The organism is Saccharopolyspora tripterygii (assembly GCF_054778355.1).
This window is the reverse complement of sequence record NZ_BAAGZP010000020.1, coordinates 218,684-244,181: the sequence shown is the minus strand read 5'-3', so window position 1 is coordinate 244,181 and position 25,498 is coordinate 218,684. Positions and strand designations below refer to the sequence as shown.

Below are 25,498 nucleotides of genomic sequence, written 5' to 3'. Positions count from 1 at the left end.
AACCGCAGGTCATGGGCGCAGTGTACGAAGCCGCGGCGGTGTTGACAGGAAGGTTCCCATGCTCGGGCCGGGTAACGTCAGCGCACGCGGTCGCCCTTGCGCCACACCGCGTGGGTGAGGGGAACCCCTGGGCGATAGGCCAGCCACGTGGCGCTGGGGGCGTCGAGCACCTGGAGGTCGGCGCGAGCGCCTGGGCGCAGCACGCCCACCGCACCGTCGCCGGTGTCGCGTCGCAGCGCTCGGGCACCTCCCCAGGTAGCGGCACGCACGGCCTCAGCCACGCTCATCCGCATCTGCAGAACCGCTGTGGTCACGCAGAACGCCATGGACGAGGTGTAGGACGACCCGGGGTTGCAGTTGCTCGCGAGGGCGACGGTAGCGCCGGCGTCGAGCAGGGCCCGTGCGTCCGGCAGGGGTTGGCGCGTTGACAGGTCGCACGCGGGCAGCAAGGTCGCCACCGTGTCGGACCCGCCGAGGGCGTCGATGTCGGCGCGCTCCAGGTGGGTGCAGTGGTCGACGCTGGCCGCACCCAGCTCGACCGCCAGCCCGACGCCAGGCCCCGGGCCGAGTTGGTTGCCGTGCACTCGCAGGCCCAGGCCTCGCCGACGGGCCTCGGTCAGCACCCGGCGCGACTGGTCGGCGTCGAAGGCCCCTTCCTCGCAGAACACGTCGCACCAGCCGACGTGGGCCGCGACCGCGTCGAGCATCTCCCCCGACACCAGGTCCACGTAATCGGCCGCGTCAGCACCCGGGGGGACGAGATGTGCGCCGAGGAAGGTGACCTCGTCGACGTGCTCGGCGGCGATCTTCGCCGCGCGCAGCTCGTCGGCCACGGTCAAGCCGTAACCGGTCTTGGTCTCCAGGCACGTCGTGCCTTGAGAGGCGGCCTCGCTGACGTGCCGACGCAGGTTGTGGGCAAGTTCGTCGTCGGTTGCCCGCTGGGTCGCGTTGACCGTGACCGCGATGCCGCCTGCCTGGTAGGGGCGGCCGGCCATGCGATCGGCGAACTCGGCGGTCCGGTCACCTGCGAAGACGAGGTGGGTGTGGCTGTCGACCCAGCCAGGCAGGACGGTTCTGCCCTCGACGTCGATGCGCTCGTCCGCCTCCGGCTCGTTGCCGGACGGACCCACCCAGACGATCCGGTCGCCTTCGAAGACCAGCGCCGCGTCGGCGAGGGTGCCGAGCTCCGGCTCGTTGGTCGTGATTTCACCTATTCCAGTGATAACAGTGGCTGTCATCGTTGACCATTTCCTCACGTTCGCAGGCTCGTGATGGATTCGCGCAGTTCACGCGCGGTGTCGATGGCGGTGTGGGTTCCGTCGACGACCACGCTCCTACCGTCGACGATCACTTCGCGCACGTCGTCGGCGCGGGCGACGGCAGGAACCGCGTGCGGGTCGACACCGGCTAGCCGCGGGGTGTCGAGGTCGACCGCCACGAAGTCCGCGCGTGCGCCCACCTCGAGCCGCCCGGCGTCGGGATGGCCGATCGAGGCGTGCGCCGTGGCCATCGCGAGCAGCTCTTGCGGCTGGTGATGGCCTCGGGTCTCCGTCGCCAAGCGCTGGTAGGACTCGACGGCCTGGCTCTCGGCGAGGACGTCGATCACCGAATGTCCGTCGCTGCCCAACGACAGAGGACTTCCCGCGACCGCCAGCGCTCCGGCAGGACCGATCCCGTCCGCGAGGTCCGCTTCGGTGGTGGGGCACAGGCACACTCCGGTACCGCTGCCACCCAGCAACGCGACGTCGCCGGCCGCGAGGTGGGTGGCGTGCACGGCGGTGACGTTGTCCCCGAGCGCACCTCGCTCCGCCAGCAGCTGCGACGGGGTTCGCCCGTGCGCGGCCAAGCACGCGTCGTTCTCCGCGCGTTGTTCCGACAGGTGCAGGTGCAGGGGAACCTTTCTGTCACTCGCCCACCCGGCGACCTCCTCGATCGCCTCCGCAGGCACGGCTCGAACCGAGTGCACCGCAGCGCCCACGAGCACGCCGTCCGAGGTGAACGTTCCCGCGCGCTCCGTCCACCCCACGGCGTCGCCGTCGGAAAAACGCCGTTGGACGGCGTCGAGCTCCCGACCGAAACCACCTGTCAGGTAGCAGGTGTCCAGCATCGTCAGCCGAATCCCGGCGTCGCGCGCCGCTTGCGCCAGTGCGTGACTCATCGCGTTCGGGTCTTCGTAACGGGAACCGCCCGGTGCGTGGTGCACGTAGTGGAACTCCCCGACACCGGTGATGCCGGCCTGCACCATCTCCGCGTACACGCCGCGCGCGAGCTGGTAGTAGCTGTCGGGGTCGAGTTTCCCCGCGACCCGATACATCTGTTCCCGCCAGGTCCAGAACGTGCCGCGTCCCGTGTCGCCGCGCAGGGCTCGGTGGAAGGCGTGTGAGTGGGCGTTGGCCAGGCCCGGCAACACCAAGCCGGGCAGCCTGCGCGCATCACCGGGCGGTTGACCCGACCGCACAGCGGTGATCCGACCGTCGTCCACTTCGAACAACACGTCCTGACCAGGTCCTCCGGGCAACCAAGCCCATTCGCACCAGAACATCCGCTCACCCCGCCAAATCGGTCAGGACGCGGGCCAGGGCATGGGAACCTTCCTCGCAGTCCTCAGCGGTTGCGTGTTCTTCCGGGGCATGGCTGATGCCCGTCGGGTTGCGCACGAACAGCATGGCCGTCGGCTTCTCCCCGGCCAGCACTCCCGCGTCGTGACCCGCACCGGTGGGTAGGACGGGAACGCCGTCGAGGACTCCCCGCAACCGGTCCCGGAGAGCGGCGTCGAAGTGGACGGTGTCGCCGAAGGATTCTTCAGTGACTTCCACCGAGCACCCCTCCTGCGAAGCCAGGTCCACCGCCTGCCCGGTCAGGTCCTCCACCATCGCCCGTGCGCCGCGTGGCGCACGGGCGTCCAGGTAGAGGTCCACCGTGGAGGCGATGACGTTGGTTCCGCCCGGGTTGGGCACCAACCTGCCCACGGTGGCACGCCCGTCCGCCGTCGCGGCCGCTGTCCGGCGCGCGGCGACGACGAGTTGGGCGGCCGGCAGCATGGGATCGTTTCGGTCATCGATGAGCGTGGCACCCGCGTGGTTGCCCTGACCTCGGAACCTGAATCGCCACCTGCCGTGGCCGAGGATCGAATCGGCAACCGCGACCGGTCGATTCAGGTCGACCAAGCCCTTTCCCTGCTCCACGTGCAGTTCGACGAAGTGCCCGATGCGTCGAAGGGCTCCTTCATCCCTCCCGATGCGCTCCGGGTCCGAGCCGAAGGAGCCCACCGCCTCGGCGAGCGAGATCCCGGTGGTGTCGCGCAGGTCGCGCGCGCGGTCTGCGTCGATGGTTCCCGTCATCAGCCGCGAGCCCAGGCACGGGACGCCGAACCTGCCTCCTTCTTCCTCCGCGAACACCACCACGGCCAGCGGCCGGGTCGGCTGGAAACCGCGTTCGCGCAGCAGGTCCACGGCCTCCAGGGCGCAGACCACACCGAGCGGCCCGTCGAAGGCACCGCCACCGGGCACCGAGTCGAGGTGGCTTCCGGTGACGACCGCGTCGTCACCGGGTTCTCCCCACCAGGCCCAGAGGTTGGTGTTGGCGTCGGTTTCCACTCCGAGACCGCGGCTTTCCGCCTGCTCGACGAACCATTCGCGCAGGTGTCGCTCGGCGTCGTCGAAGACGTGCCGCGAGTACCCGCCGCGGCGTGGATCCGCGCCGATCCCGGCGATGGCGTCCAGCCCGCTCATCGACCCACCAGCGGGGTCCGCACGCCGCGTTCCGCAGCGACCTCGTCGGCTTGTTCGTAACCGGCGTCGACGTGCCGGATCACGCCCATGCCGGGGTCGTTGGTGAGCACCCGCTCGAGCTTGCGCGCGGCGAGCTCCGTGCCGTCGGCGACCGTCACCTGACCCGCGTGCAAAGAACGACCCATGCCGACACCTCCGCCGTGGTGCAGCGACACCCAGGTCGCCCCCGATGCCGTGTTGACCAGGGCGTTGAGCAGCGGCCAGTCGGCTACCGCGTCGGAGGAGTCCGCCATCGCCTCGGTCTCGCGGTAGGGGGAGGCGACCGATCCGCAGTCGAGGTGGTCGCGTCCCAGGACGACGGGGGCGGCCAGCTCTCCGGAGGCGACCATCTCGTTGAACCGCAGTCCGGCCTGGGCGCGTTCGCCGTAGCCGAGCCAGCAGATCCTGGCCGGTAGTCCGTGGAAGGGAACCTTCCTGTCAGCGAGCCGCAGCCAGCGGGCCAGGTGTTCGTCCTCGCCGAAGAGCTCCAGCACGGCCGCGTCGGTCTTGGCGATGTCGGCGGGGTCACCGGACAGCGCGGCCCAGCGGAAGGGTCCCTTCCCCTCGCAGAACAAGGGACGGATGTAGGCGGGGACGAACCCCGGGTAGGCGAAAGCGCGTTCGTAGCCGCCGAGTTGGGCCTCGCTGCGCAGCGAGTTGCCGTAGTCGAAGACCTCGGCGCCTGCGTCGAGGAACCCGACCATCGCTTCGACGTGCTGGGCGATCGCGTCGCGTGCGCGGGTGGTGAACTCGTCGGGTTTGCGGGCGGCGTAGTCGGCCCAGTCGGAAAGTTCGACGTCCGGCGGGAGGTACGACAGCGGGTCGTGGGCCGAGGTCTGGTCGGTGACGATGTCGGCAGGCACGCCGCGGCGCAGCAGTTCGGGAAGCAGTCGCGCGGCGTTGCCGATGACGGCGACCGAGTAGGCGCGGCGCTCCCTCTTGGCGGCGACGGCCTTGTCGATGGCTTCGTCGAGGGAGTCGGCGACCTCGTCGAGGTAGCCCTGCTGGGCGCGGCGGTGGGCGCGTTCCGGGTCGCATTCCACGACCAGCGCGGCACCGTCGTTCATGGTGATCGCCAACGGCTGCGCGCCGCCCATGCCGCCGAGTCCTGCGGTGACGGTCAGGGTTCCGGCGAGGGTTCCGCCGAAGCGCTTGGTGGCGATGGCGCCGAAAGTCTCGTAGGTGCCTTGGAGGATCCCTTGTGTGCCGATGTAGATCCAGGATCCGGCGGTCATCTGGCCGTACATCATCAAGCCGAGGTCGTCGAGGCGGCGGAACTCCGGCCAGTTCGCCCAGTCCCCGACGAGGTTGGAGTTGGCGATGAGCACCCGTGGGGCCCACTCGTGAGTTCGGAGCACTCCCACGGGCTTTCCGGACTGCACGAGCAGCGTCTCGTCCTCGCCAAGGGTGGTCAGTTCCCGCACGATCGCCTGGTAGCAGGCCCAGTTGCGGGCGGCTTTGCCCGTTCCGCCGTAGACGACGAGGTCTTGGGGCCGTTCGGCGACGTCGGGGTCGAGGTTGTTCTGCAGCATCCGCAGCGGTGCCTCGGTGCTCCAGCTGCGCGCGGTCAGCTTCGTGCCGCGTGGGGCGCGCACGTCGGTCATCGGTTCCTCCCTGATGCGGCGGCGGCGAGGACGTCACCGCTGCGGATGAGCTGCTCGGCGGCGGCGATCTCGGGGGCGATGTGCCGGTCGGGGCCGGGGCCTGCCACGTCACGGCGCAGCAGGTCGCGGACCGCGCCGGTGGCGGGTGCGGGCTCCAGCGGGGCGCGCAGGTCGAGAGCTCGAGCTGCGGTGAGCAGTTCGACCGCCAGCACCGTGGTCAGGCCGTTCACGGCCCGCCGGAGCTTGCGGGCCGCCGCCCAGCCCATCGACACGTGGTCTTCCTGCATCGCGCTGGTCGGGATGGAGTCCACGGAGGCCGGCACCGCGAGGCGTTTGAGTTCGGAGACGATTCCGGCCTGCGTGTAGTGGGCGATCATGTGCCCGGAGTCGACGCCGGGATCGTCGGCGAGGAAAGCCGGGAGCCCGTGCGAGCGGGCGACGTCGAGCATCCGGTCGGTTCGCCGGTCGCAGATGCTGGCCACGTCGGCCAGCGCGATGGCCAGGAAGTCCAGCACGTATCCGAGCGGGGCGCCGTGGAAGTTCCCGTTGGATTCGATCCGGCCGTCCGGCAGCACGACGGGGTTGTCGATGGCTGCGGCGAGCTCGCGGTCGGCGACGGTTTCGGCGTGGCCGACGGTGTCCCGCGCGGCTCCGTGGACCTGCGGGGAGCAGCGCAGCGAGTAGGCGTCCTGGACCCGTGGGCAGCCCGGGCCCCGGTGGCTGGCCACGATCGGTGAATCTGAGAGGAAGGAGGCCATCCTCGCAGCCGACACCCCCTGCCCGGGGTGGGGGCGGAGGGCTTGCAGGTCTGCGGCGAAGGGACGATCGGTGCCGAGCAGGGCTTCGACGCTCATCGCGGCGGTGAGGTCGGCGACGTCGATGAGGGCGTTGATGTCGCGCAGGGCCAGCACGAGCATGCCGAGCATGCCGTCGGTGCCGTTGGTGAGCGCGAGGCCCTCCTTCTCGGCCAGGACGACCGGTTCGATCCCGGCGTCTGCGAGCGCGTCGGCTGCGGGTGCGCGGCGGCCGGAGGCGTCGAGGACCTCGCCTTCACCGGTGAGCGCGAGGGCGACGGCGGCGAGGGGGGCGAGGTCGCCGGAGCAGCCGAGCGAACCGTGCTCGTGCACGACGGGAACGATTCCGGCGTTGAGCATCGCGGCCAGGGCCTGGGCGGTTTCGGGTCGGACTCCTGTGTGACCGGTGGCGACGGTGTGCAGGCGCAGCAGCATCTGCGCGCGCACCACTTCGGGTTCCACGGGATCGCCGGCGCCTGCGGCGTGGGAGCGGACGAAGGACTGCTGCAAGGCCGCCCTTCGCTCACTGGGGATGTGGCGCACGGCGAGGGCGCCGAATCCGGTGGAGACCCCGTAGACGGGTCGTTCTTCGGCTGCCAGGGCTTCGATGTGCTTGCGGGTGGTGACGATGCCTTGTTCGGCGACCTCGCTGAGCCGCACAGCGCTTCCGCCGCGCGCGACGGAGACGACTTGTGCGCGCGAGAGCGGTCGCGGATCGATGAACACCTCGTTGTGCATGTCTCCATCCCAGCTCGTGGAAGCTCCTGGCAGAAGCCCTGATGGAGGGACTTCGTCTGGGATGCCAGACTTCAGGCGTGGGTGACAGCAGTGATGTGCCCGCGTTGCGGCGCGGGCTGGCGATCCTGCGGGCGTTGGCCGGTCGTGCGGGGCCGGTCTCTGCGGGGGTGCTGGCGCGCGAGCTGGGCTTGCCGAGGTCGACGACGTATCACCTGCTGGCGGAGCTGGTGGCGGGCGGTTTCGTGGTGCACCTGCCGGAGGAGCGCCGCTACGGGCTGGGGGTGGCGGCGTTCGAGCTGGGGTCTGCCTATCTGCGGCACGATCCGCTGGAGCGCTTGGCGGGTCCTGTCCTGCGGCGCCTGGTGGACCGGGTGGGGCGGACCGCGCAGCTGGGGGTGTTGCACGGCGGTGAGCTCCTCTACTTGCTCAAGGAGCGTCCTTCGCAGCCGCAGACGTTGGTGACCGATGTGGGTGTCAGGTTGCCGGCTCAGCTGCCGGCTTCGGGGCGCGCGATGCTGGCGCATCTCCCCGCGGCCCAGGTGCGTGCGATGTTCCCTTCCACCGACAGCTTCGTGCTGCGCACGGATCGGGGCCCGCGCAACCTGCCTGCTTTGCGGCGGTTGCTGGCGGAGGAGCGCCGCCGGGGTTGGGCGGTGGAGGACGGTCTCGTCACCCCGGGGTTCGCGTCGGTCGCGTGTCCGGTCTTCGACCACTCGGCGCGGCCCATCGCTGCCATCGGGGTGACTTTCCGCCACGCGTGCGAGGGGTCCGGGTGCCGTGAGACGTGGGTGGATCTGGCCGACGAGGTCGCGCACTCGGCTGCCGAGCTGACGTCCCGCATCAGCGGTCGCAGCGCCTGACCGGCCGCCTCGGGAGGCGGCCGGTCAGGACGGTCAGAGACCTGCGGTGGCGATGAATTCCTTGGCGACGTCGGCGGGGTTCGCCTTGTCGACCTCGAGGCGCTTGTTGAGCTCGGTGAGCTTCTCGGTGGTCAGGGCCTGGGATACCTTCTCGACCGCTTCGGCCTGGGGCGGGGTGAGCTTGCCCTTGCCGGCGAGCGGGACGACGTTCTGCGCCGGGAACATGTTCTTCGGGTCGTCCAGCTTCACCAGGTCGTTGGTGGTGATCTGCGAGGACGTGGTGAACAGGTTCGCGGCCTGGATCTCGCCGGAGGTCAGGGCGTCGACGGTGATCGTGCCCGCTTCGACGCTGCGGATCTCCTTGAAGGTGCAGCCGTAGTCCTGGGCGATCTTGGCCTCCCACCGCGTCTTCCACTCGGCGGGGGCGCCGAGGACGATCTCGCCGCAGCGCGGTCCGAGGTCGACCATCGAGCGCAGGCCGGTGTCGGCGGTGGCCTTGGTGACGGTGAGGACGTCGGAGTCCTCGGCCGGGGACTGGCCGAGGAGTTCCATGTCGGGGCCGACCTTGGTGCGCAACTGGTCGTAGACCTGCTGGGATTCGGTGGCGTTGGAGGCCGGGTCGAGGAATTCCAGCAGATTGCCGGTGTATTCGGGGACCAGGGTCAGCTCACCGTTGCGGACGGCGTTGACGTAGAACTCGCGGGCACCGATGCGCGGCCTGGTCTGGACGTCGGCGCCGGTGGTCTTGAGCGCTTCGGCGTAGATGTGCATCAGCAGCTCGCTCTCGGCGAAGTCCGCCGAACCGATCACCACCTGGCCGCCCTCGGCCTTGTTGGCCTCCAGCGGGTCCTGCGCACCGCAGCCGGTCAGCACCAGCGCTGCGGCGGCCAATGCCAGCAGTCGTCTCATCGATCACTACCTCCTCGTCGGGCGGCCATGACCAGACCGCGCGGCACCACCAGCCGGGTCAGCCCGGCCAAAGCCAAGTCGAGCACCACCGCGAGCACCGCGATGATGACCGCTGCCGAAGCCATCTGCGCGTAGTCGCTGACCTTCAGCCCGTCGAGCAGGATCCGCCCGAGACCGCCCAGGCCGACGTAGGCCGCGACCGCGGCGGTGGCCACGACCTGCAGCATCGCGCTGCGAATGCCGCCGAGCACCAGGGGGAGCGCGGTCGGCAGCTCCACTTGCCAGAGCACTTGGATCGGTCGCATGCCCATTCCCCTGGCCGCGTCGACGGCGTCGGCGGGGGCGTTGCGCACGCCCGCGTAGGCGCCGGAGAGGATCGCCGGGATCGCGAGGATGACCAGTCCGGCGAGGGCGGGTGCGACGCCCAGGCCGAAGCCCAGCACCAGGAGGGTGACGACGCCGAGGGTGGGCAGCGCGCGCATCGCGTTGCTGAATCCCACCACCAGGACCGACCCTCGCCCGGTGTGTCCGATGTAGACGCCGAGCGGGATCGCGACGAGCGCGGCGACCAGGACCGACAGCACGCAGTAGTAGAGGTGCAGCAGCGTTTGCGCGGGGATTCCTTCGGGTCCGCTCCAGTGGGCGGGGTCGCCGAGCCACGCGATCAGTTCGCTGAAGATCATCGCCGCGCCCACGGGGTCGCGAGGCGCCAGAGCAGTACGAGCAACAGGTCCACCACCAGGGCTAGCAGCAGGGTCAGCACGATGCCGATGACGATCTGCTGGGGGTAGTCGCGCTGGAAGCCGTCGGTGAACAAGCGCCCCAGCCCGCCGATTCCGACCAGCGCTCCGACGCTGACCAGGCTGATGTTGCTCACCGAGGCCACGCGCACGGCCGCGGCCAGCACCGGTACCGCCAAGGGCAGTTCCACCGCGAACAGCCTTCGTCCCGGCCGGTACCCGATGGCCGTGGCGGCGGCGACGATGTGTCCGGGCACCGAGTCGAGGGCGTCGCGGACCGGCCGCACCAGCAGCGCCGCGGTGTAGAGGGTCAGCGCGATGATGACGTTGAGCGGCGACAGCAGCGGGGTTCCCATGATTCCGGGCAGGATCACGAACAGCGCCAGGGAAGGAATGGTGTAGAAGGCGTTCGCGGTGTTCTGCAGAGCTCCGCGCAACCAGCCGACCCGTTGCGCCAGGCGCCCCAGCGGGAGCGCGAGCAGCACGCCCAGCAGCAGTGGGAGCAGCGACAGGTAGAGGTGTTCGACGAGCTGGGTGAGCACCAGTTCGCGGTTGCTCGGGGAGTCGAAGAAGTCGATCACGTCGCCGCCCGGTGGTCGTCCAGCAGCGACAGCACCTCGTCGGCCGTGACGACTCCGACCGCACGGCCACCGGAGTCGACGACGACGCCGAGCCCCGACGGTGCGGACAGCGCCGCGTCCAGAGCGCCACGAAGGTTCCCATGCTCGACGTGCAGCGAACCGCCGGCCACGAGAGTGCGCTCCACGAGCTGGCCGTCGGAGTCGACTCCCGGGGCCAGCCAGCCGCGCGGATGGTCACCTTCATCCACCGCGAGCCGCCAACGGTCGTCGGATGGGATCTTCTCTCCCAGTCGGACGGTCGGCACCGGGCTCGGGCGCAGCTGCGCGGAGTCCACGAAGGACAGCCTGCGGTAGCCGCGGTCGCGGCCGACGAAGGACGTCACGAAGTCGTCGGCGGGTGAGGCCAGCAGGTCGTCGGGCCGCGCGTACTGGGCGAGGTGGCCGCCTTGGCGCAGCACGGCGACCTTCTCGCCGAGCTTGATGGCCTCGTCGATGTCGTGGGTGACGAACAGGACGGTCTTGTCCAGCTCGTCCTGCAGCCGCAGCAGTTCCTCCTGCAGCCCCTCACGCACGACCGGGTCGACGGCGCTGAACGGTTCGTCCATCAGCAGCACCGGCGGGTCGGCGGCCAGCGCCCGCGCCACGCCGACGCGTTGTTGCTGTCCACCGGACAGCTGCGCCGGGTACCGCGCACCGAGGTCGGCGGGGAGCCCCACCAGGTCCAGGAGCTCGCCCGCGCGTTCCCGAGCAGCACGGCGGGTTTCACCGGCCAGCATCGGGACGGTCGCGATGTTGTCGAGCACGGTCCGGTGCGGGAACAGACCTGCCTGCTGGATGACGTAGCCGATGCCGCGGCGCAGCTGAGCGGGGTCGCGGTCGCGCACGTCGGTGCCGTCGACGGAGACGGTGCCCGATGACGGGTCGATCATGCGGTTGACCATCCGCATCAAGGTGGTCTTCCCGCAGCCCGAAGGTCCCACCAGGACGGTGATGGTTCCCGTCTCGACGGACAGGCTGAGTTCCTCGACGGCAACGGTGCCGTTCGGGTACTGCTTTCGGACGGACTGGAACTCGATCAAGCGAGCCCCCTCTCGCGCTGGTCCCCCAAACCCGGCCGACCATAGTCGGAGGGTCCTTCTCCCGCGATCCACTGAGATCGATGCGTGATCTGCTCCCATGATGCGAGAAATCGCAGCGCGTTGAACCGTCCGCGGTAGGTCGCACGTGTGCGTCGGGGTTCCAGCGCACCGATTAGGCTTTGCAGTCCCATGGACAACGCCCAGCCACCCACTCCGATCGAAGCCGTCCGATCTCTCCACGCCGAGCACGGACTTCTCGGCCACGACGTGCGCCGCGTGCTGGCCGAGCTCATCTCGGGCCCGCGGTCGCTGGACGAGCTGATCCGGCGCACCGGTGTGCCGCGCCGGACCGTCGAGCGCGTGCTCGCCGCAGCAGGTGACGACCTCGACGAGCAGACAGGTATTCACCGCATCAAGGACTCCTTCCTCGCGCGCTACCGCCAGGAGTTCTCCCTCGACGCGGTGCCGGCGCCGGACGTCGAGGCCGGGCTCGACGCGGTGGCGCTGGAGGCGATGCGCGGTTTCGTCGAGGCCGGTCCCCGCCCGCGATCGGCGTTGGACCACGTCACGGCCACGCCGGAAACCGCGCTGCGCCGTGCGCTGTGGTTGCGCGACAACTTCGACCTCGATGGCCGGAGGATCCTGTGCCTGGGCGATCACGACCTGACGTCGTTGGCGCTGTCGCTGGTGGCGCCGTCGGCCGAGGTGCGCGTCGTGGACCTGGACGAGCGCATCCTCCAGCACATCGACGCGGTCGCCGCCAGGAACGGGTTCACCATCGGCCTCAACCACGCCGACCTGCGCTTCGGCGTGCCCCCGACGTTGGAGGGCTGGGCGGACGCCGTGTTCACGGATCCGCCCTACACCCCGGAGGGAATCGGGCTGTTCGCCGCGCGCGCCGCCGAATGCCTGGCACCGGACAACAGCCGGATGGTGCTGGCCTACGGCTACAGCGCGCTCACCCCCGCGCTCGGCTTGAAGGTCCAGCAGGAGCTGGTGCGGCTGGGATTCGCGTTCGAGGCGATCCTCCCGAAGTTCCACCGCTACTACGGCGCGCAGGCCATCGGCAGCGCCAGCGATCTGTACGTGTGCCAGCCGACTGCGCAGACCCGCAAGCTGGCGCTGCGCCAGGACCAGGCGATCTACACCCACGGCCCGCAGTCGGTGGAGGCTTCCGGTGACACGGCGGAGGCCTTGCCGCAGGCCGCCGCCGAACGGCTCGGGGCCCCGGTGACCGAGCTGCGCCGCGCAGGTTGGGCTCGTCCGGTGCGCGAGGGCGGCCCGGTGGCGTTCGACCTGCGCGCGGATCCGGGGCCGTGGCTGCTGCGGATGCTGCTGGCGTGCGGCGCGCAGAAGGTGGCCTTCGTGCTGTCCAACAACCACCCCGACATCACCAGTGAGCGGGCCCAGTCGGAGCTGCGCGATCTCGTGGCGGCCAAGTACCGGGTGAAGCTGCACCGCAGCACCCCGGACGGCAAGCACGCGGTGGTCGTCGCCGAGCGAGCGGAGACCGGGTCGGCGGAGGACTTCCTGCTGCAGCGCGCCCACGGCAAGCTCGGCAACATCTGGCGGGAGGCCCTCATCTCCACCGGCGGGGACCTCACCAAGCGCCAAGCGCGGGAGAAGGTCGCCGCACTCGCGCCGCGCCCGGAGGACCTGGAGCTGCGGCTGATCGATCTCCCCCGGCACCGGATCGCCGAGGTGCTGCGGGCATTCCGGTGATCGCGCCGGCGGCTACGGGGTCGTGAGGGGGCCGTCGGCGAGCATCTCGCGGAACTTCGCGGCGGGAACCGCGCCGGAGAACAGCCACCCCTGGTAGGCCTCGACGCCGACGCCCCGGAGCAGCCGGAACTGGGTGGCGTCCTCGACGCCTTCGGCGACGCACTGCCGGTCCATCGCGTAGGCCATGTCGACGACGGCGCGCGCCACCGCGAAGTCGGAGGCGTCACCGCCGACCCCGGCGACGAATCGCCGGTCGACCTTGATGATCTGCGCTGGGAGGTCCTTGAGCCGGGCCAGCGACGAGTAGCCGGTGCCGAAGTCGTCGACGGCGAACCGCACGCCCCTGGAGACGAGCTCGCCCATCTCGTGGCGGGTGCGCGAGGGCAGGTCGACCAGCGAGGTCTCGACCAGTTCGAGGATCACCCGGTCCCAGGAGATCCCGGTGTCCGCGACGATGTCGGCCACGGAGTCGACGAAGTCGTGTCCGCCGGGCACGAGTCCCGCCAGGTTCACCGCGATGCTGACGGCGCGCCCGTTGCGGGTCGGCCACGTCGAGGCTTCCCGCAGCGCGGTGCGCAGGACCCAGCGGTCGAGTTCGCGCAGGAGGTCCCCTTGTTCGGCGACCGGCAGGAACGCGTCGGGCGACAGCATGCCGCGCTCCGGATGGGGCCAGCGGATCAGCGCCTCGGCGCTGACGACGGTGCCCTCGGCGTCGACGACGGGCTGGTAGTGCAGGGCGAGGCCGTCGTTGCTCAGGGCTTCGCGGAGCTGACCTTCGAGGTGCAGCTGGCGGTCGGCGGCGGCCATGAGCGCCGGGCTGGCCAGCGAGACCTTGCCGGTGCCGCGTCGTTTCGCCTCGAACATGGCCGCGTCGGCGAAGCGCAGGAGGTCTTCACCGCCGGCGCCGGATCCGTTGGGCACGGCCGCGCCGATCGACGAGGACACACGGACCAACTGGCCGTGCACGGGCACCGCGGTGCGCAGCAGCGCGGACACGCGGGTCGCGAGCTGGTCGACCCCGCCGCTGGCGTCGACGTCGGAGCAGATGATGACGAATTCGTCGCCGGACAGTCGTGCCGCCGTGCACGCCTCCGGGAGACCGCCTTCCAGGCGCCGCGCCAGGGCGACGAGGAGTTCGTCGCCTGCGTCGTGCCCGAGCGAGTCGTTGACCCGCTTGAAGTTGTCGATGTCGCAGAACAGCACCGCGATGCCGGGTGAGTCGGCCCTGCCCAGCAGCCTCCCGAGCAGTTCCTTGACGGCGGTGCGGTTGGGCAGGCCGGTCAGGTCGTCGTGGTTGGCCTGGTAGCGCAGCGCTTCGGCGGCTCGGCGGCGCTCGGTGATGTCCTGGAACACCACCAGCCAGAACTCGGTGCCGTCGTCCTGTACGGACGTGGAGGTGTGCAGCTCGCAGTAGACGGGTTCGCCGTCGGAGCGCACCATGACGCGCTGCGGAGCGCGGCGGCGGATGCCGGAGGGTTCGTCGGGCGCGGGCAGGCTCGGGTCGGCTTCCTCGGGGTGGGTGATGTCGCGGATGCTCAGCCCGCGCATCTGGTCGAGGCGGTATCCGAGCAGCTCGCAGAGGGCTTCGTTGGCGTTGACGATGCGCTCGGAGCGGTCGAACAGCCCGATCCCGACCGGGGTGATGTTGACCAGGTCGGAGAAGCGCTGGCTGGAGCGCTCCATCCGGGTGACCACGGCGCGCTGCTCGGTGACGTCCTGGACGGTGCCGACGAAGAGGTCCCTGCCGTCCGCATCGATGATCTTGGTGCCGTGGATCCGCAATATGCGGACGTTCTCGCCGTTGCGCAGGTAGCGGTGTTCGATCTCGACTGGCATGCCGCGTTCGATCAGCGGCCGCCACGCCTGGCGAACCCACCTGCGGTCGTCCGGGTGGACGTGGTCGAGGTACCGGTCGAAGGTGCCGGTGGTGGTGACGGGCTGGCCGAGGATCTCGTAGAGCATGCTCGACAGCCGCATGACGTTGGTGCGCGGATCGACTTCCCAGGTGCCGAGCCGGGCGATGCGCTGGGCGTCCTGCAACCGCCGCCGCTCGTCGCGCAGCTGGCGTTCGAGCGCGCGGTGCTCGGTGACGTCCTGCACCGTGCCCTGCACGCGCACGATCTGCCCGGCTCCGTCGTACTCGGCGCTGCCGGTGCACAGGAAGACGCGGGTGCCGTGGAGGTTGCGCAGCTCGGTTTCGAAGAGCTGCCCCTCGGCCGCGGTGAGCACGTCGGCGTAGAACTGCGCGGCTCGTTCGCGGTCGTCGGGGTGGGTGGTGGAGATCATCGCCGTGGCGTCGTCGGCGTGGTCGGCTCCGCCCGCGCCCAGGAAGTCCGCCAGCAGCGGGCTGCGGTAGATGGCACCGGTGTCGGGGTAGAAGACCCAACTGGCGACCTTGGCGAGGCGCTGGGCGTCGATGAGCCAGTAGCGCTCCTCGGAGTCGCGCGGCCCGTCGGAGGCGCCCGGTTTCTCCGCGGCGAGGTCGGCGACATCCACCAGCAGGGTGACTCGGAGCGTCGGGTCGTCCGGGTGAGGCCAGCTCTGCAGGCGTACCGGCACGCGTCGGGTGGGTCCGATCAGCCAGGTGTCGCGGCCGTCGCGGTCGATGAGGTCGACGAGCTTGCCGCCGATGAGGTCGCCGGGCTCGCCGTGCCCGGCCAAGGTGGCGGCCTGCTGGGTCGCAGCGATCACCAGGCCGTCTTCCCTGCTCAAAAACGCAGGTGCGTCCGGAAGTGCCACTTTCGGGACCTGCACGCGCGCGGGGGGTCCGGCCAGCCCGAAGCTCCCGGCTGCCGAAGGCATCCGGGTCCGCTCGCTCCGCTCGGTCAACTGCACCCCTCCTGCGTTGCAGCCGCAACGGCCGCTGATGACGGCCCCGATGGCGCACCGTTAGTGACGCGCGCCACAGCGAGTCGTATCGCAGACCTTACCTGTCCGCGCACAGCCGTACTGCCATGGTGCCGGGCCCTGAGGCCGGTTCCCTGAAGAGGTGACAGCCTTCGCCCGGCATGATGACGCCGACTACCGAAATCTTTGTGAAGTCGATCCCCCGACACCACCTACGAGTGAGGCCGGGAGGGTCCTGGAGGACCCTCCCGGCCTCACTCGATGCCGGTCTAGAAACTACCGCCGACCTACCGGCCGGCGACAGGGTTTGTTGATCACGCAGTGGCCACACCTTCAGCACGGGCGGCCTTCGACACCGCCGCGCTGACCTCAGGAGCGACCCGCGGGTCCAGCGGCGACGGGACGATGTAGTCCGCGCTGAGGTCGTCGGCGGCCACGGCCGCGATGGCCTCGGCCGCGGCGACCTTCATGCCGTCGGTGATGCGGCGGGCGCCCACGTCCAGCGCGCCCTTGAAGATGCCCGGGAACGCCAGGACGTTGTTGATCTGGTTCGGGAAGTCGCTGCGCCCGGTCGCGACGACCGACGCGTACTTGCCCGCGATCTCCGGGTGGATCTCCGGGTCCGGGTTCGACAGCGCGAACACGATGGGCTTGTCGGCCATCGCGGCCACGTGCTCCTCGGGGACCTGGCCGACCGAGACGCCGATGAACACGTCCGCACCGCTCATCGCCTCGGCCGGGCCACCGGTGATGCCCCGGGGGTTGGTGAACTCGGCGAGCTCTTCCTTGATCGGGGTGAGCCCCTCGCGGCCGGCGCTGATGACGCCGCGCGAGTCGAGCACGATGATCTCGCCGACGCCCGCGGTGTGCAGGATCTTCGCGCAGGCGACACCGGCCGCACCGGCACCGGAGATGACCACTCGCAGCGAGCCCAGCTCACGACCGGCAACCCGGGCGGCGTTGCGCAGCGCGGCCAGCGCCACGACGGCGGTGCCGTGCTGGTCGTCGTGCATGACCGGGCAGTCCAGGGCCTCGGTGACCCGGCGCTCGAGCTCGAAGCAGCGCGGAGCGGAGATGTCCTCGAGGTTGACGGCGCCGAAGGACGGACGCAGCCGGACCAGGGTTTCCACGATCTCGTCGACGTCGTTGGTGTCCAGGACCAGCGGAATCGAGTCGAGCCCGGCGAAGGTCTTGAACAGCGCGGACTTGCCTTCCATGACCGGCAGCGAAGCCTTCGGCCCGATGTCGCCCAGGCCGAGAACCGCCGATCCGTCGCTGACCACGGCCACTAGGCGCTGAGTCCAGGTGTAGCGGTCGGCCAAGGTCGGATCGCTCGCGATCGCCCTGCTGACCTGCGCCACCCCAGGCGTGTACGCGATCGACAGGTCGCGCGCACTGTCCAGCGGAGCGCTCACCGAAGCGGTGAGCTTGCCCCCCTCGTGCGCAGCGAAGATCTCTTCGTGGGTCAGATCAGCACCGATTCCATTGGCGGTGCTCTCGTTCATCGTGGTCACGGCGTCCCTCCTGTTGCCATGCCTGCGGCCCGAACGCGACGAGCCGGGCGGATGCGACCTCTTGCGGTCACCTTCGACGCCGACTCCCCGGGCGTACCGGAAATGAAGGCGTCTACCGAAATACCGATGCCGGCAACCCTGTTCGGGATAGCGGCGCCGGTGGACGCTGCGGTGCGATAAGTGTGCCAGCCCCTTGAACCTATGTCAGCGACAGGGATCACACCTCTTGCCAGCAAAAAGTTAAGAAGTTTACGAATTAGCACAGTACGCGCGTCACATTTTCCGAGAACGAGATGCAGTACGAGCGTCCGGTTCGCATTTCACGGTTATGCGGTACGAGTGTCCGGTATTCCGATCTGAATCGAAACTGTTTGGAAAAGCCGAGTGCCGACCTCAGCTTTTCCGCGATGCGAGCGAGCATGGGAACCTTTCGCTCACCAACCGCCCCGCCGGACCCGCCCCGATCACGCCTCCTAGGCTCGGCGCTCGTGCAGGTACGTCGACTTGAGATCACCGGGGCGTTCGAATTCACCCCAACGGCTTTTCCGGACAACCGGGGCCTGTTCGTCGCCCCGTTCCAGGAGAAGGCCTTCACCGAAGCCACCGGCCACCCGATGCGCCTGGCCCAGACCAACCACAGCGTCTCGGCCCGAAACGTCATCCGCGGCGTGCACTTCGCCGACACCCCTCCCGGCCAGGCCAAGTACGTCTACTGCCCGCAGGGCGCGCTGCTGGACGTGATCGTCGACGTCCGGGTCGGTTCTCCCACCTTCGGGCAGTGGGAGGCGGTCCGCCTCGACTCGACCGAATACCGCGCCCTCTACGTCGCCGAAGGGCTCGGGCACGCGTTCCTGGCCCTGACCGACAACACCGTGATGACCTACCTCTGCTCCACGGGGTACAACCCTTCGGGCGAACACGGCATCAGCCCGCTCGACGCGGAAATCGGCCTGCCGTGGGACCAGGAGCTCACCGGCCCGGGAATCCTGTCCGAGAAGGACCGCGACGCCCCGACTCTCGCCGAGGCCGCCGAGCGCGGCCTACTCCCGGACTTCAACGCCTGCCAAGCGCACTACGAGTCCCTTCGCGCGGAGTGAGCATGGGAACCGTCCTGTCACCATCGGACTGACAGGGCGGTTCCCATGCTCAACGCACCCGGCCCGGCGACGGCCACAAGCGCCAGCGCACCACGCCCAACACCTGTGCCGGGCCCAGGTCTCGGGAGTCGGTCGAGCCGAAACCGTTGTCCCCCTCCACGTGCCAGCCGCCGGCGTCGCGACGCACGGCGCGCTTGACCGAGAGCTGGTCGGGCCGCTGCTCCCACCGCACCAGCACGACGTCTCCGGGTCCGGCCCGATCGCCGGTCCGGAACACCACGACGTCCTGGTCCCGCAGTGTGGGAACCATCGATGGCCCGCGCACCCTCAACCTGCGCAACGGCCACCTTCCGAGCGATTTCACCAACACCTCCGGTAGGACGACGAGGATCTTCAAGAGTAGGGTCGGCCTCGTCGGAGCACTCACTGTCAGGGAGGAATCATGCGACTCCTGTCGCGCATCCTCAGCCCCCGCCTGGAGGCGACCGCGCACTGCGATCTGCCGTGCGGCGTTTACGACCCCGCGCAGGCGCGGATCGAGGCCGAGTCGGTCAAGGCGATCCAGGAGAAGTACCAGGGCAACGAGGACCCGGAGTTCCGCACTCGAGCGATCCTGATCGCCGAGCAGCGCTCCGAGTTGGTCAAGCACCACCTGTGGGTGCTGTGGACCGACTACTTCAAGCCCCCGCACTTCGAGAAGTACCCGCAGCTGCACGAGCTGGTGAACAAGGCCACCAAGGCCGCGGGCGCCACCGGCACCAAGGGGTCGATGGACCCGGCGAAGGGCCAGGAGCTGCTGGACTACATCGCCGAGATCGACAAGATCTTCTGGGAGACCAAGAAGGGCTGATCGCCCGGGGCTTTGGAGGACGCCGATCGGTGACAACACCGGTCGGCGTCCTTTTTTGCGCTCTCGCCCCGCGGCGGTGACAGGAAGGTTCCCATGCGCCGCTCAGCGACTCGGCGACAGGAAGGTTCCCATGCTCCAGCGCGCGGAAGGTTCCCTTGTGGCCGGTGGTGACGATCATGCGTGGCCTGCGCGGCGGCCATAGGCTGGATTTCGCCGACGGACGTCTCGCGGGGAGTTGGAGAGCTATGACCACCGCATGCCGAGAGCACACCGGTCACGACCACGAGCACGGCCCCGGGTGCGGGCACGTCGCCGTCCCGCACGGCGACCACGTCGACTACGCCCACGACGGGCACCTGCACGTCGATCACGGCGGGCACTACGACGAGTGCGAGGCGAGCGGGCACCAGGAGCACGGGTCCCACGACCACGTTCACGGCGAGAGCTGCGGGCACGTCGCGGTTCCGCACGGTGATCACGTCGACTACGTCCACGACGGACACCGCCACGCCGCGCACGGCGAGCACTACGACGAGCACTGAGGCGATGTGGACGAGGTAGGCGAGGCGACGGGCGTGGCGCCGTCGTGCGGAAGCTCGGTGGATCCGTACGCTGCGATCCGTGGAGCAGCGCGTCTACATCCTCCGGCACGGCACCACCGAGTGGTCCCTGACCGGCCAGCACACCAGCCGCACCGATGTGCCCCTCACCGTCGAAGGTGAGCTGCGGGCGCGGCAGGCGGGCCAGGCACTGACGACCTTGCGCCCCGCCGGTCCCGTGCAGGTGCTGTGCAGTCCCCGCAAGCGCGCCCAGCGGACCGCGGATCTGGCCGGTCTCTCCGACGTGGTCACCGAACCGCTGCTGGTGGAGTGGGATTACGGCGATTACGAAGGGCTGACCACCGAGCAGATCCGCGAGACCGTTCCCGACTGGACGGTGTGGAGCCACCCCTGCCCCGGCGGTGAGACCGCGTCCAACATCGCCACCCGCACCGACGGCCTGCTGGAGCGGGTGCGCGACATCGACAGCGACGTGGTCCTCGTCGGGCACGGCCACTTCAGCCGCTGTCTGATCGCTCGCTGGCTGAACCTGCCCATCGCCTCGGGCGTGCACTTCTCGCTCGACGCCGCGGCGATCACCGTTCTCGGCTACGAGCGGGGCGTACCGCAGGTCCAGCGATCCAACATCCCCGCCTGGCAGCACGGCTGAAGCACCTGCCGCCGCGATCACCGCGCCACCGCGCAGAATGGGCCGGAAGAGCTCGGTTCTGGTGTGTGGAGGTCTGCGATGATCCGGCGGGCGCGCGAAGACGACGCGGCGGCGATGGTGGAGCTGGTGCACGAGCTCGCCGCGTACGAGGAGGAGCCCGACTCCTGCCACCTGTCGGAAGCCCAGTTGCGCGCGGCGCTGTTCGGGCCGGATCCGGCCCTGTTCGGGCACGTGGCCGAAGTGGACGGTGCCGTCGTCGGCCTGTCCCTGTGGTTCCTGAACTTCTCCACGTGGGAGGGCGTGCACGGGATCTACCTGGAGGATCTCTACGTCCGTCCGGAGCACCGCGGTTCGGGCCTGGGCAAGCAGCTGCTGCGGGCTCTGGCCCACGAGTGCGTCGAGCGCGGCTACGCGCGGCTGGAGTGGTCGGTGCTCGACTGGAACGAGCCGTCGATCGCGTTCTACAAGGCCCAGGGCGCGTTCCCGATGGACGGGTGGAGCGTCTACCGGCTCACCGGGGAGGCCCTGCGGTCCTTCGGGGACTGAGCCCCGGTCAGTCGTCGCGGGCGTCGGGCGCCATGGACGCGTGGAACGACCACTCGCGGCCTTGGCGGTTGAACAGGAACCAGAGCACGGCGACGGCGGGCACGGCGATGATCAGGCCGATCAGCGGTCGTCCCGACGGGCCGGCCGCGTACCAGGCGGTGCCGAGCAGCAGCAGCTGCAGCAGCATCGCCGGGGTGCGCGCCCAGTGCTTGCCCTTGATCAGCCCGATGCCTGCGGCGAGCACGCCTGCGGCCAGCAGCGTGTAGTAACCGGCCTCGCCCCACGTCTCGCCTCGTTCGAGCTGTCCGACCCCGCCGAGCTCGGTGGAGGCGCTGCGGATCAGCAGCGCCACGACGAACATCAGGCCTGCCACCGCCTGCAACGTGGTCAGCACGCCGGCGATGCGCACCGTGCGGGGAACGGTCTTGGTAGACAAGGAGGCCTCTCAGAACCGGGGCCACGACCCCGCTAGTGACTCTGCGTGTGCACTTTCGATGGTAATACCGCCCGATCGCCGCATAGCTGCCGCAGGGCACCAGAGGAAATGATCGATTCATGGCTGAAGCGGCGTTCGCGGATATCGGGGTGTCCGTCGTTCTCGCCGCGTGCACGTCGGCAGCCGGTGCACAACGATCGGGTGCGTTCCGGGGTTACGCATCCGGTTGTCACCGGAAACCGGTGGTCAGCGGCACGACGCACCCGCTCCTGGTGCGTCCTCCCGCCTCATCCGCCCGTGCCGCGCACCTCAGCCGGTCCCGAGCCGCATCGGCCTCGGAGGTGACCGGACAGCCCACCTGACGCTTCGCGTCTCGCACGATCCGGCACCCGCGCCCGACGGACACGAATTCGTCTCGCTTAGGCTTCGGGTTGTGCGCGCCGTTCTCGTCGTCAACCCGCAGGCGACCTCCACCACGGCCAGTGGCCGCGATGTGCTCGCCGCTGCCCTGGCCAGCGTGCTGAAGCTGGAGGTCGTGGAGACGAAGCACTTCGGGCACGCCTCGGAGGCCGCGCGGGACGCGGTTCGGGACGGCGCGGACCTGGTCATCGCGCACGGCGGCGACGGCACGGTCAACGAAGTGGTCAACGGCATGTTCGAGGTCGCCGGGCCGGGTGATCCCGCGATGCCGACGCTGGGCGTGGTGCCCGGCGGATCGGCGAACGTGTTCGCCCGCGCGCTCGGCCTGCCCAAGGATCCGGTGGACGCCACCCACCACCTGATGGGCGCGCTGGCTTCCCGCAGCACGCGCGAGGTCGGGCTGGGCAAGGCCGACGAGAGGTGGTTCACCTTCAACGCCGGCATCGGCTGGGACGCCGAGGTGGTCGCCGAGATGGAGCGCCAGCGCTCCCGCGGTCGCGAAGCCACGCCCGCCCTGTATGCCCGGATCGCCCTGTCCTGCTACGTGCGGATGGCCCGCGGGGAACCGAAGTTGAGCTTGCAAATCGGTGACGATCACCCGAGTGAGCTACTACACAGTGTGTTCGTGTCCAACACCGACCCGTGGACCTACCTGGGCTCCACCGCGGTCCGCATGAGCCCTGAGACCAGCTTCGACACCGGTCTCGGCGTGTTCGCGCTGACCAAGATGAGCACTTACCCTGTGTTGCGACACGTAGCGGAAATGCTACGCGGTAGAGGGAAACCACACGGGAGTAACTCAATTCAGGCTGCGGATGTGCCCCATCTGCGCGTAGCCTGTACGGAGCCGTTGCGCCTGCAGGTGGACGGCGATTGCCTGGGTGAGCGATCGGCGATCGAGTTCTCCTCAGTCCCGAACGCTCTCCGCGTCGCTGTATAACCTTCTCGTAACGGATGGACATCGCTGCCGACTCGTGACCCCCGTCTGAGTCCGGGAGCACATTGAAATCCCTGGTCAGGTCTGTCGATCTTTCAGGTGAGTTCGCTCACCGGCCTAGATCGACCTCTTGACATCGCGGCAGTTCGTGAAAGCATTCACAAGCACACGGACCCCGTGAAAGCATTCACAAACACCCCGAACGAACTACCGGCGCGCATGGGCGCGCCTAGCGAGGAGCAAGGAACAATGGACTGGCGCCACGATGCGGTTTGCCGTGACGAGGACCCGGAGCTGTTCTTCCCGGTTGGGAACAGCGGTCCTGCTGTGCTGCAGATCGCCGAGGCGAAGGCCGTATGCCGCCGTTGTCCGGTTGCCTCTCAGTGCCTGGCTTGGGCACTCGAGAGCGGCCAGGACGCCGGCGTCTGGGGCGGCATGAGCGAAGACGAGCGTCGCGCCCTCAAGCGTCGCAACGCTCGCACCCGGGCGCGCACCAACGCCTGAGTAGCAGCTCGCTGAGCACGTGGCCGGTCGGTCGCACCCCCGGTGACCGACCGCCCGTCTCGCCCCGGCCGCAACGGCCTCGCACCGAAGAACTGACCCGACCCCGACTAGTAGCTCTCGGCCGATCAGCGTCGATGTCGGTCCCGAACGTTCCAGCCGATCTCCCCATCGTCACGGGGTAGCCGGAACCGGGGAAACCGACCCGATCGGCCCGACGTCCCCGGCGCGTGGGGATGTCACTCGAGTGATCGACGCACCTGCGTGGCGCCCAGCATACGGGCCCTCATCGTCGGTACTTCAGAGGCACCCGCAAAACCGCCTCGGTACCCCGTTGATGACCACGACCGCGCAAGCTCAACGACCCGCGGAGCTCCGACTCCACCAGGGTCCGCACGATCTGCAGGCCGAGACGTTCGGCGCGCTCAAGGGAGAATCCCTTCGGCAGGCCGCGACCGTCATCCGAGATGACGACGTCGAGCCAGCGCGCCGAACGCTCCGCCTGCACAACCACTTCCCCGCCTTGACCCTCCGGGAAGGCGTGCTCGAAAGCGTTCTGCACCAGCTCGGTCAGGACCATCACCAGCGGCGTGGCCAGTTCCGCCGACACCACCCCGAACTTCCCGCCGCGGCTGACCTTCACCCCGGTTTCGGCGACGGCGACGTCGCTCATCATCGGGATCACCCGGTCCACCACGTCGTCGAGGTCCACCCGCTCGTCCACCGACATCGACAGCGTCTCGTGCACGAGCGCGATCGAGGTGACCCGCCGGACGGACTCGTCGAGCGCCAGTCGCGCCTCGTTGTTGCCGGTGCGCCGCGACTGCAACCGCAGCAGCGCGGCCACGGTCTGCAGGTTGTTCTTCACGCGGTGGTGGATCTCGCGGATCGTCGCGTCCTTGGACATCAGCGCCCGGTCCCGGCGCTTGACCTCGGTGACGTCGCGGACCAGCACCAGGGCGCCGGCCGACTGCCCGCGCGGCCGCAGCGGCAGCGCGCGGAACAGGACCGTGGCACCGCGCGCTTCGGCTTCGATGCGCATGCTCGGCTCGCCGCCCATGGCGCGCCGGACCCGCTGCGCGACCTCGTCCGCGTCGAACGGGTCGTTGAGCAGCGACCGGGTCAGCGGCGCCAGCTGCGCGCCGACCAGGTCCGCTGCGTGGCCCATGCGGTGGTAGGCCGACAGCGCGTTGGGGCTGGCGAACACGACGGTGCCGGAGTTGTCCAGCCGGATCAGCCCGTCACCGACGCGCGGGCTGGTGTGCACGTCGGGCGCGGGTTCCGGCGTGGGGAACGTGCCGTCGGCGACCATCTGGCACAGGTCCGCGGCACTGCCGAGGTAGGAGATCTCCAGCGGGCTGGGCACTCTGGGCACCGCGAGGTTGGTGTCGCGGCTGAGCACCGCGACGATCTCGTCGCCGAGCTTGACCGGGATGGTCTCGCGCCGGACCGGAACCCCCAGGTGCCAGCGCGGGTCCTCCTCGCGGCAGATCCGGCCCTCCAGGGCGGCCCTCCGCAGCTGCGGGTGGTCGTCCTGGGTGACCTCGGAGCCGACCACGTCCTCGGGGTGGGCCGTGGGCGCTGTCGTGGGCCGGGCCTGCGCGACGCACAGGAAGCGGTCCTCCGGCGCTCCGGACGGGCCGATCGGCACCCACATGATGAAATCCGCGAACGACAGGTCGCTCAGCAGCTGCCACTCGGCGACCACCAGCTGCAGGTGGTCGGCGGCGGTGCCGGACAGTCCCGTGTGTTCGGCGAGAAGATCACTCAGCGTGGACAAGTCGGTCCCCCGGGTCGGCTGCGCGGATCGAAGCGGGTCGTCACTCGACGACGGCGATCAGATCGCCTTCCTGGACGACGTCGCCGGGCTTCACCGCCATGGTGCTGATCTTGCCGGAAACCTCGCTGAGCACCGGGATCTCCATCTTCATGGACTCCAGGAGCACCAGCGAATCGCCGTCGTTGACCGGGTCACCCTCGGACACCGACACCGTCATGACGTTGGCCACCATCTCGGCGCGGATCTCCTCGGCCATCTCTTCCTCCTCGTCACGGCCGCTACCGGCCCCTGCTTAGGAAACCATGACGGCCACCACCCGCCGACGGCAGGTATCGGACATGGCAGACTGGAAGCTCGAAATCCCAGCGGAGACCGGGTGTCAGTTGATCACTCGCGGTCACCGGGCTGGAGTGAAGTTCGAACTTCGAGGGAGTCGCCTTATGGGCAAGCGCGCGCGCAAGAAGAAGGACCGGCGCAAGAACAACGCCAACCACGGCAAGCGCCCCAACTCGTGATCTCGGCGGCATCCGCCGCTGCAACGCGAAGGGCCCCGGACCAGTCGGT

General features: G+C 69.5%; 25 protein-coding genes. 10 read left to right on the top strand and 15 right to left on the bottom strand.

Features of this window, described 5'->3' with window-relative positions; translation table 11 throughout:
• Positions 1-77 precede the first annotated feature (77 nt).
• Genes hutI through hutH form a run of 5 tightly spaced genes read right to left on the bottom strand, consistent with a single transcriptional unit; the run spans position 78 to position 6,906 of the window.
• Positions 78-1,238 (bottom strand): imidazolonepropionase, encoded by a 1,161-nt coding sequence (hutI, locus tag ACYVF3_RS17075; protein WP_461155212.1) that lies wholly within the window; start codon positions 1,236-1,238, stop codon positions 78-80.
• Between the two features lie 14 nt (positions 1,239-1,252).
• A complete protein-coding gene (locus ACYVF3_RS17070; protein WP_461155211.1) occupies positions 1,253-2,542 on the bottom strand; it encodes a formimidoylglutamate deiminase in 1,290 nt (429 codons plus the stop codon).
• A 4-nt stretch (positions 2,543-2,546) separates the two neighbouring features.
• Positions 2,547-3,731, bottom strand: coding sequence for an allantoate amidohydrolase (locus ACYVF3_RS17065; protein ID WP_461155210.1), 1,185 nt, complete (start codon positions 3,729-3,731; stop codon positions 2,547-2,549).
• Complete coding sequence (gene hutU, locus ACYVF3_RS17060) at positions 3,728-5,374, bottom strand: urocanate hydratase (protein ID WP_461155209.1); 1,647 nt, start codon at positions 5,372-5,374, stop codon at positions 3,728-3,730. The genes ACYVF3_RS17065 and hutU overlap by 4 nt, the downstream gene beginning before the upstream one ends.
• Positions 5,371-6,906, bottom strand: a complete 1,536-nt coding sequence (hutH, locus tag ACYVF3_RS17055) for a histidine ammonia-lyase (protein WP_461155208.1) — start codon at positions 6,904-6,906, stop codon at positions 5,371-5,373. The genes hutU and hutH overlap by 4 nt, the downstream gene beginning before the upstream one ends.
• A gap of 77 nt (positions 6,907-6,983) precedes the next feature.
• On the opposite strand from hutH, the gene ACYVF3_RS17050 reads away from it, so the two are divergent.
• On the top strand, positions 6,984-7,766 hold the full coding sequence (locus ACYVF3_RS17050) for an IclR family transcriptional regulator (RefSeq protein WP_461155207.1): 783 nt from the start codon (positions 6,984-6,986) through the stop codon (positions 7,764-7,766).
• A 33-nt stretch (positions 7,767-7,799) separates the two neighbouring features.
• Here ACYVF3_RS17050 and ACYVF3_RS17045 read toward each other — a convergent pair whose 3' ends face one another.
• Genes ACYVF3_RS17045 through ACYVF3_RS17030 form a run of 4 tightly spaced genes read right to left on the bottom strand, consistent with a single transcriptional unit; the run spans position 7,800 to position 11,075 of the window.
• Positions 7,800-8,675, bottom strand: a complete 876-nt coding sequence (locus ACYVF3_RS17045) for an ABC transporter substrate-binding protein (protein ID WP_461155206.1) — start codon at positions 8,673-8,675, stop codon at positions 7,800-7,802.
• Entirely contained in the window at positions 8,672-9,355 is a 684-nt protein-coding gene (locus ACYVF3_RS17040) for an ABC transporter permease (RefSeq protein ID WP_461155356.1), read from the bottom strand. Before ACYVF3_RS17040 ends, ACYVF3_RS17045 begins: the two co-directional genes overlap by 4 nt.
• On the bottom strand, positions 9,355-9,996 hold the full coding sequence (locus tag ACYVF3_RS17035; RefSeq protein ID WP_461155205.1) for an ABC transporter permease: 642 nt from the start codon (positions 9,994-9,996) through the stop codon (positions 9,355-9,357). The genes ACYVF3_RS17040 and ACYVF3_RS17035 overlap by 1 nt, the downstream gene beginning before the upstream one ends.
• Entirely contained in the window at positions 9,993-11,075 is a 1,083-nt protein-coding gene (locus tag ACYVF3_RS17030) for an ABC transporter ATP-binding protein (RefSeq protein WP_461155204.1), read from the bottom strand. Before ACYVF3_RS17030 ends, ACYVF3_RS17035 begins: the two co-directional genes overlap by 4 nt.
• A 189-nt stretch (positions 11,076-11,264) precedes the next feature.
• On the opposite strand from ACYVF3_RS17030, the gene ACYVF3_RS17025 reads away from it, so the two are divergent.
• The gene (locus ACYVF3_RS17025; RefSeq protein WP_461155203.1) at positions 11,265-12,797 is read left to right on the top strand and encodes a bis-aminopropyl spermidine synthase family protein; all 1,533 of its coding nucleotides are present in this window, start codon (positions 11,265-11,267) and stop codon (positions 12,795-12,797) included.
• Between the two features lie 12 nt (positions 12,798-12,809).
• Here the strand turns inward: ACYVF3_RS17025 and ACYVF3_RS17020 are convergent, their stop codons facing one another.
• Both ACYVF3_RS17020 and ACYVF3_RS17015 read right to left on the bottom strand, forming a co-directional pair.
• Entirely contained in the window at positions 12,810-15,599 is a 2,790-nt protein-coding gene (locus ACYVF3_RS17020; RefSeq protein ID WP_461155355.1) for a bifunctional diguanylate cyclase/phosphodiesterase, read from the bottom strand.
• 359 nt (positions 15,600-15,958) lie between these two features.
• Positions 15,959-17,158 (bottom strand): NAD(P)-dependent malic enzyme, encoded by a 1,200-nt coding sequence (locus tag ACYVF3_RS17015; RefSeq protein ID WP_461155202.1) that lies wholly within the window; start codon positions 17,156-17,158, stop codon positions 15,959-15,961.
• 488 nt (positions 17,159-17,646) lie between these two features.
• Here ACYVF3_RS17015 and ACYVF3_RS17010 point away from each other — a divergent pair, with 488 nt between their 5' ends.
• Positions 17,647-18,255: a dTDP-4-dehydrorhamnose 3,5-epimerase family protein gene (locus tag ACYVF3_RS17010; RefSeq protein WP_461155201.1), complete on the top strand. Its 609-nt coding sequence runs from the start codon at positions 17,647-17,649 to the stop codon at positions 18,253-18,255.
• A 49-nt stretch (positions 18,256-18,304) separates the two neighbouring features.
• Here the strand turns inward: ACYVF3_RS17010 and ACYVF3_RS17005 are convergent, their stop codons facing one another.
• Positions 18,305-18,580, bottom strand: coding sequence for a S24 family peptidase (locus tag ACYVF3_RS17005; protein WP_461155354.1), 276 nt, complete (start codon positions 18,578-18,580; stop codon positions 18,305-18,307).
• Positions 18,581-18,697: 117 nt separating this feature from the next.
• Between ACYVF3_RS17005 and sodN the strand changes: the two genes are divergently transcribed.
• The 4 genes from sodN (at position 18,698) to ACYVF3_RS16985 (ending at position 20,860) form a co-directional block, all read left to right on the top strand.
• The gene (gene sodN / locus ACYVF3_RS17000) at positions 18,698-19,105 is read left to right on the top strand and encodes a superoxide dismutase, Ni (protein ID WP_132619066.1); all 408 of its coding nucleotides are present in this window, start codon (positions 18,698-18,700) and stop codon (positions 19,103-19,105) included.
• A gap of 245 nt (positions 19,106-19,350) precedes the next feature.
• Positions 19,351-19,647 carry a hypothetical protein gene (locus tag ACYVF3_RS16995; protein ID WP_461155200.1) on the top strand — a complete coding sequence of 99 codons (297 nt, stop codon included), beginning with the start codon at positions 19,351-19,353 and terminating at the stop codon, positions 19,645-19,647.
• 79 nt (positions 19,648-19,726) lie between these two features.
• Positions 19,727-20,314, top strand: coding sequence for a histidine phosphatase family protein (locus tag ACYVF3_RS16990; RefSeq protein ID WP_461155199.1), 588 nt, complete (start codon positions 19,727-19,729; stop codon positions 20,312-20,314).
• A gap of 78 nt (positions 20,315-20,392) precedes the next feature.
• The gene (locus ACYVF3_RS16985) at positions 20,393-20,860 is read left to right on the top strand and encodes a GNAT family N-acetyltransferase (protein ID WP_461155198.1); all 468 of its coding nucleotides are present in this window, start codon (positions 20,393-20,395) and stop codon (positions 20,858-20,860) included.
• Positions 20,861-20,867: 7 nt separating this feature from the next.
• Here ACYVF3_RS16985 and ACYVF3_RS16980 read toward each other — a convergent pair whose 3' ends face one another.
• Positions 20,868-21,296, bottom strand: coding sequence for a hypothetical protein (locus ACYVF3_RS16980; protein WP_461155197.1), 429 nt, complete (start codon positions 21,294-21,296; stop codon positions 20,868-20,870).
• Positions 21,297-21,729: 433 nt separating this feature from the next.
• Here ACYVF3_RS16980 and ACYVF3_RS16975 point away from each other — a divergent pair, with 433 nt between their 5' ends.
• The gene (locus ACYVF3_RS16975; RefSeq protein WP_461155196.1) at positions 21,730-22,656 is read left to right on the top strand and encodes a diacylglycerol/lipid kinase family protein; all 927 of its coding nucleotides are present in this window, start codon (positions 21,730-21,732) and stop codon (positions 22,654-22,656) included.
• Positions 22,657-22,902: 246 nt separating this feature from the next.
• Positions 22,903-23,157 carry a WhiB family transcriptional regulator gene (locus ACYVF3_RS16970; RefSeq protein ID WP_093413759.1) on the top strand — a complete coding sequence of 85 codons (255 nt, stop codon included), beginning with the start codon at positions 22,903-22,905 and terminating at the stop codon, positions 23,155-23,157.
• A gap of 283 nt (positions 23,158-23,440) precedes the next feature.
• Here ACYVF3_RS16970 and ACYVF3_RS16965 read toward each other — a convergent pair whose 3' ends face one another.
• Positions 23,441-24,934, bottom strand: coding sequence for a histidine kinase N-terminal domain-containing protein (locus ACYVF3_RS16965; RefSeq protein ID WP_461155195.1), 1,494 nt, complete (start codon positions 24,932-24,934; stop codon positions 23,441-23,443).
• 40 nt (positions 24,935-24,974) lie between these two features.
• Positions 24,975-25,190: a biotin/lipoyl-binding carrier protein gene (locus ACYVF3_RS16960; RefSeq protein ID WP_461155194.1), complete on the bottom strand. Its 216-nt coding sequence runs from the start codon at positions 25,188-25,190 to the stop codon at positions 24,975-24,977.
• Between the two features lie 184 nt (positions 25,191-25,374).
• Here ACYVF3_RS16960 and ACYVF3_RS16955 point away from each other — a divergent pair, with 184 nt between their 5' ends.
• Positions 25,375-25,449, top strand: coding sequence for a 50S ribosomal protein bL37 (locus tag ACYVF3_RS16955; RefSeq protein WP_425474184.1), 75 nt, complete (start codon positions 25,375-25,377; stop codon positions 25,447-25,449).
• Positions 25,450-25,498 lie beyond the last annotated feature (49 nt).

What these genes read in the sequence shown, in the direction of transcription:
- hutI (WP_461155212.1), bottom strand. Translation starts at nt 1,238, where the DNA reads ATGACAGCCACTGTTATCACTGGAATAGGTGAAATCACGACCAACGAG.
- ACYVF3_RS17070 (WP_461155211.1), bottom strand. Translation starts at nt 2,542, where the DNA reads ATGTTCTGGTGCGAATGGGCTTGGTTGCCCGGAGGACCTGGTCAGGAC.
- ACYVF3_RS17065 (WP_461155210.1), bottom strand. Translation starts at nt 3,731, where the DNA reads ATGAGCGGGCTGGACGCCATCGCCGGGATCGGCGCGGATCCACGCCGC.
- hutU (WP_461155209.1), bottom strand. Translation starts at nt 5,374, where the DNA reads ATGACCGACGTGCGCGCCCCACGCGGCACGAAGCTGACCGCGCGCAGC.
- hutH (WP_461155208.1), bottom strand. Translation starts at nt 6,906, where the DNA reads ATGCACAACGAGGTGTTCATCGATCCGCGACCGCTCTCGCGCGCACAA.
- ACYVF3_RS17045 (WP_461155206.1), bottom strand. Translation starts at nt 8,675, where the DNA reads ATGAGACGACTGCTGGCATTGGCCGCCGCAGCGCTGGTGCTGACCGGC.
- ACYVF3_RS17025 (WP_461155203.1), top strand. Translation starts at nt 11,265, where the DNA reads ATGGACAACGCCCAGCCACCCACTCCGATCGAAGCCGTCCGATCTCTC.
- ACYVF3_RS17020 (WP_461155355.1), bottom strand. Translation starts at nt 15,599, where the DNA reads ATGCCTTCGGCAGCCGGGAGCTTCGGGCTGGCCGGACCCCCCGCGCGC.
- sodN (WP_132619066.1), top strand. Translation starts at nt 18,698, where the DNA reads ATGCGACTCCTGTCGCGCATCCTCAGCCCCCGCCTGGAGGCGACCGCG.
- ACYVF3_RS16995 (WP_461155200.1), top strand. Translation starts at nt 19,351, where the DNA reads ATGACCACCGCATGCCGAGAGCACACCGGTCACGACCACGAGCACGGC.
- ACYVF3_RS16985 (WP_461155198.1), top strand. Translation starts at nt 20,393, where the DNA reads ATGATCCGGCGGGCGCGCGAAGACGACGCGGCGGCGATGGTGGAGCTG.
- ACYVF3_RS16970 (WP_093413759.1), top strand. Translation starts at nt 22,903, where the DNA reads ATGGACTGGCGCCACGATGCGGTTTGCCGTGACGAGGACCCGGAGCTG.
- ACYVF3_RS16960 (WP_461155194.1), bottom strand. Translation starts at nt 25,190, where the DNA reads ATGGCCGAGGAGATCCGCGCCGAGATGGTGGCCAACGTCATGACGGTG.